Source organism: Bradyrhizobium sp. BRP23, from assembly GCF_020194135.1.
Classification (GTDB): domain Bacteria; phylum Pseudomonadota; class Alphaproteobacteria; order Rhizobiales; family Xanthobacteraceae; genus Bradyrhizobium; species Bradyrhizobium yuanmingense.
The window spans coordinates 231,337-246,577 of record NZ_JADYVW010000010.1 but is presented as its reverse complement, the minus strand read 5'-3'; the positions used below and the strand labels follow the sequence as shown (position 1 = coordinate 246,577).

The following is a 15,241-nucleotide window of genomic DNA, read 5'->3' as shown; positions in this document are numbered from 1 at the left end:
GCACTACGCCAGATGGCACGCCACGAAATGGCCGCCCGCGCCCTCCTTCAGCGGCGGCGCGCTTTCCGCGCAGCGTGGCTGGGCGATCGGGCAGCGGGTGTGGAAGTGACACCCGGAGGGCGGCTTCATCGGGCTCGGCACGTCGCCCTTGAGGCGGATGCGCTCGCGCTTGAGTTTTGGATCTGGCACCGGCACCGCCGACAGTAGCGCCCTGGTGTAGGGATGCTGCGGGTTGCGGTAGAGGTCGCTGGCTTTCGCGAGCTCGACGATGCGGCCGAGATACATCACCGCCACGCGGTCGGAGATGTGCTCGACCACCGAGAGATCGTGCGCGACGAACAGATAGGTCAGGTTCAGCTCGGCCTGAAGGTCCTCCAGCAGGTTGATGACCTGGGCCTGGATCGACACGTCGAGCGCGGAGACCGGCTCGTCGCAGACGATCAGCTTCGGCTCGACCGCGAGCGCGCGCGCGATCACGATGCGCTGGCGCTGGCCGCCGGAGAATTCATGCGGATAGCGCCGCATGTGCTCGGCCTTGAGCCCGACCTTGACCAGAAGTCCCGCAACGCGCTCCTCGCGCTCTTTCGAGGAGGAGGCGAGATTGTGGATGGTAAAGGCCTCGCCGAGAATGGCCCCGACCGTCATGCGCGGATTGAGCGAGGCGAACGGATCCTGGAACACCAGTTGCATGTTCCGCCGCATCGCGCGCAGATCGTTGCCGCCGAGCTTGCGTACGTCCTGGCCGTCGAAGGTGACCTCGCCGTCGGTCGGCTCGATCAGGCGCAGCACGCAGCGCCCGGTCGTCGACTTGCCGCAACCGGATTCGCCGACGAGGCCGAGCGTCTCGCCGCGGTTGACCGAGAACGACACGCCGTCGACCGCATAGACGGTGCCGACCTGGCGCGACAAGAGGCCGCCGAGCACCGGGAAATGTTTCTTCAGGCCGCTGACGCGGAGCAAGGGCTCGCTCATGACGCGGCTCCCACGCTGGTATCTCCGAGATGACAGGCCATGCGGTGACCGGGCGCGATCTCGCGCAGCAGCGGCTCCTTCTCGGTGCAGACATTCATGGCGAACTTGCAGCGCGGCGCGAAGCGGCAGCCGGCCGGCGGGTTGATCAGGATCGGCACAGAGCCGCCGATCGCCTCGAGCCGCGTCTTGTGCTCGCTGTCGAGATCGATGCGCGGAATCGAGCGGATCAAGCCTTGCGTATAGGGGTGACGGGGATCGCCGAAGAGATCGTCGACGGGCGCCTCCTCCACCACCTTGCCGGCATACATCACGACGACGCGCTGCGCGGTCTCGGCGACGACGCCCATGGCATGGGTGATCAGCATCACCGCCATGCCGAAGCGGTCCTTCATGTCCTGCAAGAGGTCGAGGATCTGCGCCTGGATGGTGACGTCGAGCGCGGTGGTGGGCTCGTCGGCGATGATCAGCTTCGGCTTGCAGGCGAGCGCCATCGCGATCATCACGCGCTGGCGCATGCCGCCGGAAAACTGATGCGGATAATTGTGCACGCGGCCTTCGGCGTTCGGGATCTGCACCAGTTTCAGCATCTCGATGGTGCGCTCGAGCGCCTGCTTCCTGGTCACCGCTTCGTGCCGTCGCAGGCTCTCGGCGATCTGCTCGCCGATGGTGAGCACCGGATTGAGCGAGGTCATCGGCTCCTGGAAGATGAAGCCGATCTCCTTCGCCCTGATCTCGTCGAGCTGGTTGCTGGTCAGCGGCACCAGATCGCGCCCCTCGAAGATGATCTGGCCCGCCGCGATCCGGCCCGGCGGCATTGCGATCAGCTTCAGGATCGACATCGCGGTCACGGTCTTGCCGCAGCCGGATTCGCCGACGACGCAGAGCGTCTCGCCCTTGTTGATGGAGATGTCGACACCGTCGACGGCCTGGAGGATGCCGTCGTCCGTGGAGAAGTGGGTTTTCAGGCCCTTGATCTCGAGCAGCGGCGCCATCAGATCACCCGTCGCGCATCGAGCGCGTCGCGCAGACCGTCGCCGATGAAGTTGATGGCCACCACCGCGACGAAGATCGCGCCGCCCGGAAACAGCGCCCAGTGCGGGCCGATGTCGAGAAAATCCTTGGCGTCAAACAGCAGCCGGCCCCAGGTCGGGGTATCCGGCGGGAAGCCGAGGCCGAGGAAGGACAGCGTCGATTCCGCGATGATCGCGGCGGCGACGTCGATGGTACCGGCGATGATCACCGGGCCGACCGCATTGGGCAGGATGTGCCGTACCACCTGCCGCACCGGACTGGCACCGAGCGCACGGGCGGCTTCGACGAACTCCTTTTCGCGGAGCGACAAGAACTGGGCACGCACCAGCCGCGCCACCGGCATCCAGCGCAGACCTCCGATCACGAGCACGATCAAGATGAAGATGCCGCCTTCGGGCCCGAACACCTGCTTCAGCCCGTCGCGGAACAGATAGATCAGCAGCAGCAGCAGTGGCAGCTGCGGCAGCGACAGGAACAGGTCGGTGAGCCACATCAATCCGTGTCCGAGCGCGCCGCGCGACATACCGGCGAGCGCGCCGATCACTGTGCCGATGATGACAGCGACCAGCATCGCGGCGAGCCCGACCGCGAGCGAGATGCGGCCGCCATAGATCATGCGCGCCAGAATGTCCTGGCCGAGATCGTCGGTGCCGAAGGGATGGGCGAGCGACGGACCCTGCAGGCCCGCGACGATGTCGATCTCGTTGATCTTCACACGCCACACGAACGGCCCAAGCACGACGGCCAGCACCAGGATGAGGAGCAGGACAGCGCTGACCACCGCGAGCCGGTGGCGGCTGTAACGCCGCCATGCTTCGCGCCAGGGCGAATAGGCGCGCCGCTCAGCGGAGGGAGATGCGAGGGTCAAGCCAGCCATAAAGCACGTCCGCGATCAGATTGAACAGCACCACGAGGCACGCGAAGACGAAGGTGACGGCCATCACCACCGGCGTGTCGTTGGAAAGGATGGAGGAGATCAGCAGCGAGCCGATGCCGGGAATGCGGAAGATCTGCTCGGTGACGATGGCGCCGCCGAACACCGCGGGCATCTGCAACGCGATCAGCGTGACCACGGGAATCATGGCGTTGCGCATCACGTGCTTGATGATCACCGTGGTCTGGCCGAGGCCCTTGGCCCGCGCCGTGGTGACGTAGTCGAGCCGGATGACGTCGAGCATCGCCGAGCGCACGAAGCGCGTCATCGACGCCGCTTGGAACAGGCCGAGCACCGCCACCGGCATGATCGCCTGACGGATCATCTCCAGCACCCAGCGGATGCCGGTGGCCTTGATGTCGGTGGTGTAGACGAAAGGCAGCCAGTCCAGCGTGACCGAGAAGATCAGGATGAACAGGATGCCGGTGAAGAAGGTCGGCAGCGAGAAGCCGACGAAGGCGAGCGTATTCGCGATCTGGTCGAACAGCGAATACGGCCTGGTCGCGGCATAGACGCCGACCGGAATCGCGATCAGCAGCGCCAGGATCTGCGCCGAGCCGATCACGTAGAGCGTGGCGGGCAGGCGCTGGAGGATCAGCGTGTCGACGTTCATCCGGCTGACGAAGGAGAAGCCCCAGTCGCCGTGCAGCATGGCGTTGAGCCAGTGCAGGTAGCGGAGGTAGATCGGGTCGTCGAGACCGAACTTGGCCCGGAGTGCCGCCTGCACTTCGGGCGGCACGTTCGGATTGGTGGCCAGTTCGGAGAACGGATCGCCGGGCGCGAGCGCAAGCACGACGAACAGCACCAGCGAAATCGCCAGCAGGCTCGGAACGGCGATCAGGAGGCGACGCAGGACATACTGACTCATAGGGAAGAATCCCGTCTAGCCTGCGCTCATGCCTCCCGGTACCAGTCCTGAAGGTTATCGGTCCGATTGGCCCAGCCCGAGAGCGCCGGCCGCAACGTGTTGGAGCAGGCATCCACCAGCAGGCGATGCATCACCGGAATGAACACGGTGTCCTGCCACAACAGGTCGTTGCACTTGATGTAGAGCGCGGCGCGCTTGACTGGATCGGTCTCGGTCTCAGCCGCAGCAATGGCGTCATCATACTCCTTGTTGACGTAGCGCGGGAAGTTCTGCCCCTGCCATTTGTTCTCCTTGGTGGCCACATTGGCGGAGATGTAGCGCCGCATGTGCAGGGCCGGATCGGGCTGCGTCATCGGGATCTGGAACTCCTCGATGTCGGCATAGAACTTCGGATAGGTGTCCGGGTTGGCGACGTCAGACGAGAAGAAGACCGAGGCGACGACCGATTTCAGCTCCACGTCGATGCCGGCCTTCTGACAGGCCTGCTTGACGATGGCCTGGGTCTTCTGGCGCGGACCGTTGGTCGAGGTCTGGTACAGAAGCTTGAATTTCTTGCCGTCCTTCTCGCGGATGCCGTCGGCGCCGACCTTCCAGCCGGCGTCATCGAGCATCTTCGACGCCTTCTCGATGTTGAACTCCCACGAGGTGTTCTTGGAGACGAACTTCTCGGGGCCGTTGAGGTAGTTGGCCGTGGTGCGGCCGGCCCGACCATAGATCGCCTTCTTGACGGAGTCGCGGTCGACGAGCAGGGCGAGCGCCTTGCGCACGTTCGGATCGGAGAAGATCGGGTGCTTGGTCTTCATCGAGGACCGTTCGCCGTCGATCTCAGTGTTCGGATCGGTGAAATTGATCGCAATGAACTCGATGTCGCCGCCGGTGGCATAGACGGTCTTGCCCTTGCCGCCCTTCTCCAGACGCAGCAGCACGTCGTCTTCGACCTGCATGTTCCAGGCGAAATCGAATTCGCCGGTCTGGATCACCGCGCGCGCCGCCGAGACGGCATCGCCGCCGCCCTTCATCTCGATCGTGTCGAAATGCGGACGGTTGGGCATGTGATAGTCGGGATTGAGCTCGCCGCGGACCACATCGCCCGGCTTGAACTCGACGAACTTGTAGGGACCGGTGCCCACCGGGGCAAGATTGTTCGGCGCCTCGCGGGACTTCGAGCCTTTGTAGTCGGCAAACAGATGCTTGGGGAGAACGCATCCATAAGCGCCGACGAACGCGTTGGCCCAGAACGGCGTCGGGGTCTTGAACAGGATGCGAATCGAAAGATCGCTGACCTTCTCGACAGTGATGTCACCATAGGTGCTGATGCTGACGGCAGCCGTGGCGGGATCGCTGGCGTATTGCCAGGTGAACACGAAGTCGTCGGCAGTCAGCGGCTTGCCATCGTGCCATTTGACTCCCGGCTTGATTTTCCAGACCACCGATTTGGCATCGGCGGCGAGACCGCCGTTTGCAAGCGAGGGAATCTCTGCCGCGAGGATCGGGTTGAGATTGCCGTCGGCGTCCCAGCTGGCGAGCGGTTCGTAGAAAAGCCGCGATCCGTCCTGGTCCTTGGTGCCGGTGGCGAAATGAGGATTGAGCAGCGTCGGCCCCTGCCACCACAGCACCTTGAGAGGACCGCCACCCCCGCGCTTGGTCGGCTTGTAGACCGCGGGGCTCTGCGCCATGGCAACGCCGCCGAGCGCGAGGAGCTGGTTGGCGAGGGGAGCGGTGAGACCGACCGCGGCGAGGCGCTTGACGAAGGCGCGGCGGTCCATCCGCCCGTCCTTCACCTGACCGATCATCGAACGCAGCTCTTTGTCCAGCATGGTTGTCCCCCGTCTGGTTCCGACATGGATGCAGGCGGCCGCTCGCGACCGCCGGGTTTGGCTGGCGGTAGATGGCACACCGAATGGGGTGCACGTCAACTGGGACCGTGTGTATGCAAACGGTCTATTGGCTGTCCGTTGGGCAAAATTGCGCTCCGCAGCCCATCCGTTCGGCAATTCAGCATCAAAATCTGCTGGATTGCGCGCTGCACTGCGGAAAATTTGTTCGCTGGATCAGACGAAGTATCGAGGCGAATTCCTACGCCACGGACATGTCGAGCGGCGGCGCGACGTGATCCGGCAACGGACAGACGTAAGGAGTGCGGGCCGTCCGCGTCTGGAGATCCGCCTTGGCAACCTTGATCAGCTCCGGTTCCGTCAACGCCTTGATGCCGAGACCTGCCATCGCCTTGGCGGCCTGCACCATGGCCTTGTGCGCGTGCGGGCTCTTGCCCTGCGCCACCACCTGCCAGGTGTGGAAGGGCGTGCCGATTGCAACCGTCGGTGCGTGCACCTGCACGGTCGGCACCACCCAGCTCACGTCGCCGACATCGGTCGAGCCGACCAGCGGGTTGCGCTTGGCATCGAGCGGTACCAGGAAGTCGGCCAGCGGCCGATCGGTCGGCTCCATGCCGATCGCGTAATAGACCGAGGCGATATCCTTGTCGCTCAAGGTCGCACGGATCTGGCCGGCAAAGCTCTTGTCCGCATCGTCGAAATGCGGCGGTCCGAGCTCTTCCATGACCTGATGCAGCGCCTGTTCCAGCGGCGTGTTCGGCAGGATGTTGGAGACCGCGGAGATGATCTTCATTTCGACCTTGGTCTCGGTCATCAACGCCGCGCCTTGCGCGATCTTGGACACACGCTCGACCAACTCGTTCATGCCGGGAAGATCGCGCGCGCGGATCGAATAGCGCACGCGGGCATGGGCCTGCACCACGTTCGGCGCGATGCCGCCGGTGTCGAGCAGGGCATAGTGCACGCGCGCGTCGCTCGGCATGTGCTCGCGCATGTAGTTCACGCCGACATTCATCAATTCCACCGCATCGAGCGCCGAACGGCCGAGATGCGGCGAGGCCGCCGCATGCGAAGTGCGGCCGGTGAAGATGAAATCCGCGCGCGTATTCGCAAGCGAGGGCGTTACCGCCACCTCCCAGAAGCTGTGCGGGTGCCAGGTGATGGCGATGTCGGCGTCCTCGAACGCGCCGGAGCGCACCATGAAGGCCTTGGCCGCGCCGCCTTCCTCCGCCGGACAGCCGTAATAGCGCACGCGGCCGGGCACCTTGTTCTCGGCCAGCCAGTCCTTCACCGCGGTCGCGGCGAGCAGCGCTGCGGAACCGAGCAGGTTGTGACCGCAGCCATGGCCATGGCCGCCGGTCTCGATCGGGCGATGCTCGGCGACACCCGCCTCCTGGCTGAGGCCCGGCAGCGCATCGTACTCGCCCATGAAGGCAATGACCGGACCGCCCTCGCCCCACTCGCCGATCAGCGCAGTCGGGATGCCGGCGACGTTCTCGGTGATGCGGAAGCCCTGATGACGGAGCTCGGCGAGATGCTCGGCGGCGGACCGCGCCTCGGTGTAGCAGACCTCAGGCATGCCCCAGACCCTGTCGCTGAGGTCGATGAAGCGTGCCTTGATCGTGTCGATGCCACGCCAGATGTCGCTGCGGTTGTCCATGCTTGTCGTCCGTGATCCCTTGGTCAAACGAGGCGGCAATGGTTAGCAGCTTCACTGCACGGCGCCTAGCACTGCGCCGGACAGCAGCCATGCGCCGGATCAGATGACGATGTGTTTCCGGGCCTTTCCAAGATTTCACGCGGCGTTCTCCCGAATAGTTGGGAACGAGGCTTTCAAGACGGCCTGCTCCGGCCTAAATTAGGCGTGCTTCGCGCGTCGCTCCGCCAGCCTTGCCGGAGCGATGCTCTCAGCCAGGAGAACTCCATGAGCACTGTGACCGAATGGAGGGTGCCGCCGGCGAACCAGCCGCGGGCGAGCGATTACGATTTCGATCTCGACCGCGCGCTCGGCTCCGTCGTCGGCCTGCACGCCATCATTCCTCCGGACGCCTTCAGCGCCGAGACGCTGGGCACCGAACGCGCCGGCAACGGCGTCGTGATCGACGACGGCCTCGTGCTCACGATAGGCTATCTCATCACCGAGGCTGAATCGGTCTGGCTGCACCGTGCCGACGGACGCGTGGTGGAGGGCCATGCGCTCGGCTTCGATTCCGAGACCGGGTTCGGGCTGGTGCAGGCGCTCGGCCAGCTCGACATTGCGCCGCTGCCGCTCGGCTCGTCGGCGGCGACACGGATCGGCGACCGCGTCGTGGTCGGCGGCGCCGGCGGACGTACGCGCTCGGTCGCGAGCCAGATCGTGGCCAAGCAGGAATTCGCCGGTTACTGGGAATATCTGCTGGACGAGGCCATCTTCACCGCTCCCGCGCATCCGAACTGGGGCGGCACGGCACTGCTCAACGAACGCGGAGAGCTGATCGGCATCGGCTCGCTCCAGCTCGATCGCGAACGTGACGGCGATGCCGAGCACGTCAACATGATCGTGCCGATCGACCTTCTGAAGCCGGTCCTGGAGGACTTGCGCAAGTTCGGCCGCGTCAACAAGCCGGCACGACCCTGGCTCGGACTCTACTCGACCGAGATCGACAACCGCGTGGTGGTGATCGGGATCTCCGCCAATGGCCCGGCCGCCCGCGCCGAGCTCAAGACCGGCGACGTCATTCTCGCCGTGAACGGTGACAGGGTGACGAGCCAGACCGCCTTCTACAAGAAAATGTGGGCGCTCGGCGCCGCCGGCGTCGACGTGCCGCTCACCGTTCATCATGAAGGCGTCACCTTCGACGTCACCGTGACGTCGACCGATCGCTTCAAGCTCCTGAAGGCACCGAAGCTGCACTGATCCAAAAGGCTTTGAGGAAAGCAGGCGATGACCGAGGCCGTGGTGGACGACATCGTGGCCGTGCTGCCGCCGCTGCTCAATGCGCTGGAAGCGCTCGGCTTCTTCCAGCGGCATCTGCATCCACCGGCCTTCGCCTCGGTGATGGATGCGATCGGCACGCCGGACGAGGCGCTGCAGACGGCGCACGGCGCAATCGGGGAATGGCCGGAGCAGTTCGGAGGCTTGCGCGACCGGCTCGATCGCGCCTGCGGCGAGACGCTCGCTGCCTTTGCCGGCATTCGTGAGGTCGAGCGTGGCCATGGCGATCTCGTCGCGGTGTTCCGCGCGCTGCGCCATGTCCCGCGCGCGCAGGAGGCGCTTTATCCGCTGGCGGCGCAGTTTCCGCCGGTGAGCAGCTTCTTCCTCAACGCCGCCAATCGCGACAATGCGGATTTGTTGTCGCGGCTCCAAGCCAGCGCGGGCGAAGATACCGGCATCTTCCACGACCACAACGAGCCTGGCAGCCGCGGCGGCTTCTCGGTCTATGTCCCCGAATATTATGCGCCCGAGCGTGCCATGCCGCTGGTGATGGCGCTGCATGGCGGCAGCGGCAACGGACGCGGCTTTCTGTGGAGCTGGCTCCGCGACGCCCGCACTCTCGGGGCGATCCTGGTGGCGCCGACCGCGACCGGCCCGACCTGGGCGCTGATGGGCGACGACACCGACACACCGAACCTCATGCGCATCATCGATACTGTACGCGGCCGCTGGCGCATCGACCCCTCGCGCATGCTGCTGACCGGCATGAGCGACGGCGGCACCTTCTGCTACGTCACCGGCCTCGACGGCGCCTCGCCCTTCACGCATCTCGCCCCGGTTGCGGCGACCTTCCATCCGCTGATGGCGGAGATGGCCGACGCAACGCGCCTGCAAGGCTTGCCGGTCTTCATCACTCACGGCAAGCTCGACTGGATGTTTCCGGTGCAGACCGCACGGCAGACGCAGGCGGCGCTGTCCGCCGCCGGTGCCCAAGTCACCTATCGAGAGATCGACGACCTCAGCCACACCTATCCGCGCGAGATCAATGCGGAGCTGATGGAGTGGCTGAATGGAGAATGAACAATCTCACTTGGATGCGCCGCATAGTCGCGGAACCATCACCCCGGGCCGACGTTATCGCCCGTCACCGGAGGTTCGCCATGCAGACTTTTTTCGGAATGATCCTGGGCGCGTTGCTGCTTGCGGGCGGCGTCTACGTCTATGATTCCATGCAGACGTCGTCAGTCGCCAAAGGCGACATCGCGACCACCAACCGAACGATCGTGAACTGGGACGTCGCCAAGGCCGATTGGGATGCGCTGCGCGATCGCGCGCACAAGGACTGGGTCCGGATCTCGTCGAAGTAATTTCGTCCGATCGACATGAACGAGGCGCCGTCGCAGACCCGCGACGGCGCCTTTGTATTGCGTCCTGAAATATCGCCGGCTCAGTTCATCTTGGCCTTGCGGGCGTCGGCGATGACCTGCTCGAACTCGGTCATGCTGAGCACGCCGGGCACGCGATACTTGCCGACGATGAAGGACGGGGTGCCCTGGAAGCCGAAAGCTTCAGCCTGCTCGTTGTTGCGCTTGAGGATGGCGTCGATGTCCTTGGCGTGGCCGGTGAGATCGCGCTTCAAGCGGTCCATGTCGACCCCGGCAGCCGCGAGCAGCTCGTTGATGCGCGGCTCGGTCAGGCGCGAGCTGACGCCGATCAGGGCGTCATGGGCCTGGTGATACTTGCCCTGGAACTTGGCCGCCAGCGCGCTCCGCGCCGCGGTGACCGAAACCGGCCCGAGGATCGGCCAGTCCTTCATGACCAGCCGCACCTTGCCGTCATCCTGCACCACCTGGCGCAGCTCGGGCTCGAGCTTGCGGCAATAGGGACAATTGTAGTCGGACCATTCGACGATGGTGATGTTGCCGTCGGGATTGCCTGCGACCGGCGTGTCGGGATCGCGCAGCACCTTGGCTTCGGTCAGCACCTCGTCATCGCCGGTGGCGGCGCGCGCCGAAACGATCCCACCCACGGCGAGAGCGCCCGCTCCGATCAGCGTCAAGGCCGCGCGCCGGCTCGGCCCAAGGCCATTATTCCCAAATCCAGTCATATCGTCCCGTTCCGGTCCCGTCTTGCGGATATACGCCCGCGCACCGGTCATTGTTACGGGTCATATAGAATGCCGCGGGCGCGATTGCCACGCGAATCGCGTCCGGCTCGACTAAGCCGCCGGCAGCATCGCCATCAAGGTCCCGCTCATCATGGCGATCAGCGTGGTCTTGCCGTCATGCTCGGCGTAGGCCTTTGCCTCGCAGAAGGTCAGCGTGCGGCCGGGCTTGACCACTTCGGCCCTGAAGACGAAACGCTCGCCGCGGGCAGGCGCGAGCAGCGTGGTCTTGAATTCGACGGTGAGGATACCGGCCTCCGCCGGCATCAAGCTGAAGGCCGCAACGCCGCAGGCGTTGTCGAGCCCGGCCGTGATGATGCCGGCATGGATGAAACCATTCTGCTGCGTGAGGGCCGGCGCATGCAGCATCGCCAGCTCGACCTCGCCCGGCGCGAGCCGGACGATCACGATACCGAGCGTGCGCATGGCCGGTTGGGCATCGAACATGGCGATGGCCGCCGCGCGATAGCCCGGGTTTTTCGGCTCGAATGCGGTCATGGCTCACACCTCGGCTGGTTCGGCAAGATGCTTCAAGGCAGCTTCGCGAATGCAATCGGCGAACGGGGCGGCCTTGCGGAGCTGACGGTCCATGTGCACGCCGGTGATCTCGCACGTCGCCGCGAGCTCGCCGGTCTCCGCATTCGTCATGTCGTGCCGGAAGCGGATCGACTTGTCCCTGATCTCGAGCAGATGGCTGCGGATCTCGACGATGTCGCCAGCGAGCAGCTCGCGCTTGTAGGCGATGTTCTGCTGCACCGCGGCCATGCCGCGGCCGGAGATGCGCAAATAGCTCGGCGTCAGGCCGAGACGAGCGAACAGATTCCAATTGGCCTCGTCGAACTTGCCGACATACCACATGATGTTCAGGTGCCCGACATGGTCGCATTGCCACGGATAGACCGTGCCGCGATAGGTCGCCTCCTGCTCCATCGCATTTCCTCCCGCAACTTCGTCCTTGCTCGTTGATACGGTAGCGTATCAAACCCGTGTCACGTTAGCAATACGGCACCGTATCAAGACCGGGTGAGGCTTTCTTCATGAGCGACGGCAAGGGCGACGTCTGGGTCGAGGCTGGGTTTGCCGAGCTCGCCCGCGCGGGGGTGGAGGGCGTGCGGGTCGAGGTGCTCGCCAAGAATCTCGGCGTCACCAAGGGCGGCTTCTACCGGCGCTTCGCCGACCGCGCCGCACTGCTCGAGGCCATGCTCGAAGCCTGGCGCAAGGGCCGCATCGCCGCGATCGCGCAGCAGACGAGCCTCGACGGACAAGCGCCCCGCGAGCGGCTGAAGGCGGTGATCCAGCTTTATTCCGAGCGGCTCAATCCAGAAGGGATGGCGATCGAGCTCGCGATCCGGCAATGGGCCCGATCGGAGGACAACGCCGCGGCGGCGGTGGCGAGCGTCGACGCGGCGCGGCTCAGGCACGTCGGCGACCTCTATCGCGCAACCGGCCTTGCGGCCGAGGAGGCCGACGCGCAGGCCTTTCTGTTCTACTGCTTCATCTTCGGCCAGAGCCTGTTGTTCGTCGAGAGCGGTCCGCGCAAGCGGTCGCAGCTCGTGGCGAAATCTGCCGAGAAGCTGCTCGACTGAGCATGATCCGGACCCCAAGGGCCGGGTGAGCGCAGGTGTTCTGACAAGATCATGCGCGACACTTCAGGCGAATCGGCCGGAGCGTCGCTCCGGCCTTCGCAGCAATGCGAAGCTCAGGCGGCGCCCTTCAGCTTCTTGGTGCATTCGCTGTAATAGCCGCCGCCTTTCTGAATCCATTTCAAGCCGCCGTTGCCGTTGGTGGACTTGTTGGCATTGTACTGGTCGACGCAGGTGTGCAGGCGCGCCTTGCCGGGCGTCTCCTTGGCATATTTCGGATCGACCGCGTTTGGGTAGACCGCAGGACCGGCCGGCAGGGCCGGCGCGGCGGCGGGTGCCTCTTCCTTCTTGGCCTGCTTCGGCTCCGCGGGAGCTGTGGGCGCAGCCGCTGTCGGCGCAGCGGCGGGCGTCGCATCGGCACCGCATTGGGCCTTGCGGAAGTCATTCCACTTCATGGTGCCGAGCGAGCCGTCCTTCTTGGCGGCCTGGTACTTCGCGCTGCACTCCTGCGCTGTCAGTGCCTGTGCCGGCGCGCTCGTCAGCAATGCCGCGACACCGGACGCTGCGATCGCATACAACAATTTCGTCTGAATGGTCATCCCTGGGTCTCCTGCTTGATCTTCCCCGACGGAAGTGAATTGAGGATTGCTATCCTAGCGTGCCGGCCGCTTGCGACAAGGATGCGATGGGTTGCGCCGGCAAAATATAGTGATCCTGCCGCTCAACTCATTCATGTCGCGTTCAGCAACGCGAGCCAACGTTCCAGCCCTTCGCAATTCTCGCAAGCAGAGTGCACCACATGACCTTCACGTCCCGCCTCGCCGCCGTTGCTCTCGCCTCCCTGCTCGTCACCGGCACCGCTTTCGCGCAGACCGCCGCGCCGGCTGCCAAAACTGATGCCGCTGCCGCGACCGAGAAGAACGCGAAGGAGCGATCGGCGGAATCGCTGGAATGCTCCAAGCAGGCGGATGCCAAGGGATTGAAGGGGAAGGAGCGCAAGAAATTCCGTCGCGAATGCAAGAAGGAGGCGAAGGCCGGCAGCGCAGCCGCCGCTCCCGCAGCCGACAAGAAATAAGCCCGTCAGGATTCCTTCTGAGCCTCCGCGGAAGGCCTCGCGCATTGCGGCATGACGAGCCTGCAATTGTGCGCCTCGCGCTGATTTGCGATAAGGTGGCGTGAAGCACATCACCGCCTCCCTGTCGTTCGAATGGCCGAGCCGTGCCACGATCCTGAGCACGGTGGAGACGCTCGTCATCGGCACCGCCGGCGGCCTTGTGTTTCTGCTCGCCGGCCTGCCCGGCGGGCTGATCTCGGGCTCAATGATCGCGGTCGGGATCGCCGCGATCGCCGGCCGTCAGCTGACCTTGCCGCCGATTCTGACCCAGACCGTGCTGGTGCTGCTCGGCATCTCGCTGGGCTCGGTCGTCTCGCGCCATTTGCTTCAGCAGGTCAGCGCCTATCCCCTCACCATCGGCCTGCTTGCGCTCGCCACGTTCTGCTCCACGTTCGGGTCGAGCTATTACCTCCAGCGCATGCATGGCTGGGACCGCACCTCCGCTTTCCTGGCCGGCAGTCCCGGCGCGCTGTCGCAGATCACGATCCTGGCGGTCGAGCGCGGCGCCGACCTGCCGGGCATTGCGGTGGTGCAGACCATGCGCGTCATGATCCTGACCGCCGCGCTGCCGATGGTGCTGGCGATTGCAGGCGTCACGCCCTCCGCTGCACCGTCGTTGACGACGACCATCGCCTCGCCGCTCGACCTGCTCGAGCTAGCCGCCGCGTCGCTGGCCGCAGCGCTCGTGTTGCGGCTGATCAGGTTTCCCGCGAGCTGGATGTTCGGCGCGATGATCGCCTCCAGCGTGCTGCATGGTGCCGGATGGGTCGAGGGCGGCCTGCCGGACTGGGTGCGTGGCGTTGCGCTGATCGGGATCGGCGCACTGATCGGCAGCCGTTTCGCGCGGATGCGGATCAAGACGCTCGCCGGCCACCTCCGCGCTGCGCTGGGCTCGTTTGCCGTGGCCATCGCCGTCTCCGCCATCTTCGTTGGCATCGTGGCGCTGACCACCCCGGTGAAATTCTCCGACGTCGTCGTCGCCTTCGCGCCGGGCGCGATGGACGCGATGCTGGCGCTGGCCTTGACGCTGCACATCGACCCGATCTTCGTCGGCGCCCACCACCTGTCGCGTTTCGTCTTCGTGACGATCGCAACGCCGGGCATCGTGCACCTGTTCGGGCGCACGCAGGACGACGTGGATGATTGAGCTTTAGCGCTTCGCGGTCCGCACGAATCCCCACGCGGCGATCGCGGCCATCACGAGGGAGATCAGCACGTTGTAGCCGGCGAGCGACAGGCCGAGGAAGCGCCATTGCACCTCGTCGCAGCGCACCACCTTCACGGTGTCGAGCTTCGACAAGAGATCGGCGGCGCTGCCGAGGTTGACGACCGGACCGGAGCAATCGGTCGGCCCCTTCCAGAACCCCCATTCGACCCCGGAATGGTAGGCGCCGAGGCCGGCATTGGCGAGCGTGGCCAGGGTGAGGATCGCCAGCCCCGCCAGCAGCAGCGGCCGCGGCGCGCCGCTTCGCGCCGCCAGCGCCGTCAGCACACCGAGCGGTATCGCAAGGTAATAGGCGTAGCGCTGCTCCAGGCACAATGGGCAGGGCAGGATCTCCAGGACGAGCTGGAAGAACCAGGCGCCCGCAATCGTGGCTGCGCCGATCAGCGTGACCAGGACCGCGGCGGTCAGCGCGGGGCTCGTGGCGCCCGGCTTGAACGCAGGTATGGCGGCACTCTGGGTGGTCACGGCAGCCTCTTTCGTATCTCTCGCGCGCCCTAAGCCTCTAGCCCCGGCCCATGCGGCTGTCGAGAACGGCCGTATCACTTTGGCGCGGGTTGACCCCGTCCCGTCCATGGCTATAGTCCGCCGGCTTCGCGACGC

At 65.3% G+C, this 15,241-nt stretch carries 17 protein-coding genes; 6 read left to right on the top strand and 11 right to left on the bottom strand.

From position 1 onward, the window contains the following. Nucleotides 1-3 precede the first annotated feature (3 nt). The 6 genes from I6F24_RS26510 to I6F24_RS26485 form a co-directional block, all read right to left on the bottom strand. Nucleotides 4-972 carry a dipeptide ABC transporter ATP-binding protein gene (locus tag I6F24_RS26510; protein WP_035996776.1) on the bottom strand — a complete coding sequence of 323 codons (969 nt, stop codon included), beginning with the start codon at nt 970-972 and terminating at the stop codon, nt 4-6. Continuing rightward, entirely contained in the window at nt 969-1,964 is a 996-nt protein-coding gene (locus I6F24_RS26505) for an ABC transporter ATP-binding protein (protein WP_035996773.1), read from the bottom strand. The genes I6F24_RS26510 and I6F24_RS26505 overlap by 4 nt, the downstream gene beginning before the upstream one ends. Continuing rightward, nucleotides 1,964-2,881 carry an ABC transporter permease gene (locus tag I6F24_RS26500; protein WP_035996800.1) on the bottom strand — a complete coding sequence of 306 codons (918 nt, stop codon included), beginning with the start codon at nt 2,879-2,881 and terminating at the stop codon, nt 1,964-1,966. The genes I6F24_RS26505 and I6F24_RS26500 overlap by 1 nt, the downstream gene beginning before the upstream one ends. Next, complete coding sequence (locus I6F24_RS26495; RefSeq protein ID WP_025033623.1) at nt 2,847-3,806, bottom strand: ABC transporter permease; 960 nt, start codon at nt 3,804-3,806, stop codon at nt 2,847-2,849. The genes I6F24_RS26500 and I6F24_RS26495 overlap by 35 nt, the downstream gene beginning before the upstream one ends. Nucleotides 3,807-3,832: 26 nt before the next feature. After that, entirely contained in the window at nt 3,833-5,623 is a 1,791-nt protein-coding gene (locus tag I6F24_RS26490) for a peptide ABC transporter substrate-binding protein (RefSeq protein WP_035996767.1), read from the bottom strand. Nucleotides 5,624-5,882: 259 nt separating this feature from the next. Beyond that, entirely contained in the window at nt 5,883-7,301 is a 1,419-nt protein-coding gene (locus tag I6F24_RS26485) for a M20 family metallopeptidase (RefSeq protein ID WP_109142236.1), read from the bottom strand. A 264-nt stretch (nt 7,302-7,565) separates the two neighbouring features. Here I6F24_RS26485 and I6F24_RS26480 point away from each other — a divergent pair, with 264 nt between their 5' ends. The 3 genes from I6F24_RS26480 (at nt 7,566) to I6F24_RS26470 (ending at nt 9,922) form a co-directional block, all read left to right on the top strand. After that, nucleotides 7,566-8,537, top strand: a complete 972-nt coding sequence (locus I6F24_RS26480) for a S1C family serine protease (RefSeq protein ID WP_225134285.1) — start codon at nt 7,566-7,568, stop codon at nt 8,535-8,537. A 27-nt stretch (nt 8,538-8,564) separates the two neighbouring features. After that, nucleotides 8,565-9,635: a phospholipase gene (locus tag I6F24_RS26475; RefSeq protein WP_225152177.1), complete on the top strand. Its 1,071-nt coding sequence runs from the start codon at nt 8,565-8,567 to the stop codon at nt 9,633-9,635. Between the two features lie 80 nt (nt 9,636-9,715). Further along, nucleotides 9,716-9,922 carry a hypothetical protein gene (locus I6F24_RS26470; protein ID WP_035996755.1) on the top strand — a complete coding sequence of 69 codons (207 nt, stop codon included), beginning with the start codon at nt 9,716-9,718 and terminating at the stop codon, nt 9,920-9,922. An 80-nt stretch (nt 9,923-10,002) separates the two neighbouring features. On the opposite strand, the gene I6F24_RS26465 is transcribed toward I6F24_RS26470, so the two are convergent. From I6F24_RS26465 to I6F24_RS26455, 3 genes are all read right to left on the bottom strand, one after another. Beyond that, entirely contained in the window at nt 10,003-10,662 is a 660-nt protein-coding gene (locus I6F24_RS26465) for a DsbA family protein (protein ID WP_035996797.1), read from the bottom strand. 111 nt (nt 10,663-10,773) lie between these two features. Continuing rightward, entirely contained in the window at nt 10,774-11,217 is a 444-nt protein-coding gene (locus tag I6F24_RS26460) for a PaaI family thioesterase (protein ID WP_225152174.1), read from the bottom strand. A gap of 3 nt (nt 11,218-11,220) precedes the next feature. After that, on the bottom strand, nt 11,221-11,649 hold the full coding sequence (locus I6F24_RS26455; protein WP_225152172.1) for an acyl-CoA thioesterase: 429 nt from the start codon (nt 11,647-11,649) through the stop codon (nt 11,221-11,223). A 107-nt stretch (nt 11,650-11,756) separates the two neighbouring features. Between I6F24_RS26455 and I6F24_RS26450 the strand changes: the two genes are divergently transcribed. Further along, entirely contained in the window at nt 11,757-12,305 is a 549-nt protein-coding gene (locus I6F24_RS26450) for a TetR/AcrR family transcriptional regulator (protein ID WP_035996748.1), read from the top strand. 113 nt (nt 12,306-12,418) lie between these two features. Here I6F24_RS26450 and I6F24_RS26445 read toward each other — a convergent pair whose 3' ends face one another. Beyond that, nucleotides 12,419-12,901, bottom strand: coding sequence for a hypothetical protein (locus I6F24_RS26445; RefSeq protein ID WP_035996745.1), 483 nt, complete (start codon nt 12,899-12,901; stop codon nt 12,419-12,421). Nucleotides 12,902-13,101: 200 nt separating this feature from the next. On the opposite strand from I6F24_RS26445, the gene I6F24_RS26440 reads away from it, so the two are divergent. Next, on the top strand, nt 13,102-13,377 hold the full coding sequence (locus tag I6F24_RS26440) for a PsiF family protein (protein WP_225152170.1): 276 nt from the start codon (nt 13,102-13,104) through the stop codon (nt 13,375-13,377). 100 nt (nt 13,378-13,477) lie between these two features. Further along, nucleotides 13,478-14,563 (top strand): AbrB family transcriptional regulator, encoded by a 1,086-nt coding sequence (locus tag I6F24_RS26435; RefSeq protein WP_225152168.1) that lies wholly within the window; start codon nt 13,478-13,480, stop codon nt 14,561-14,563. A 3-nt stretch (nt 14,564-14,566) separates the two neighbouring features. On the opposite strand, the gene I6F24_RS26430 is transcribed toward I6F24_RS26435, so the two are convergent. Next, nucleotides 14,567-15,106: a disulfide bond formation protein B gene (locus I6F24_RS26430; RefSeq protein ID WP_036020670.1), complete on the bottom strand. Its 540-nt coding sequence runs from the start codon at nt 15,104-15,106 to the stop codon at nt 14,567-14,569. Between the last annotated feature and the right edge of the window lie 135 nt (nt 15,107-15,241).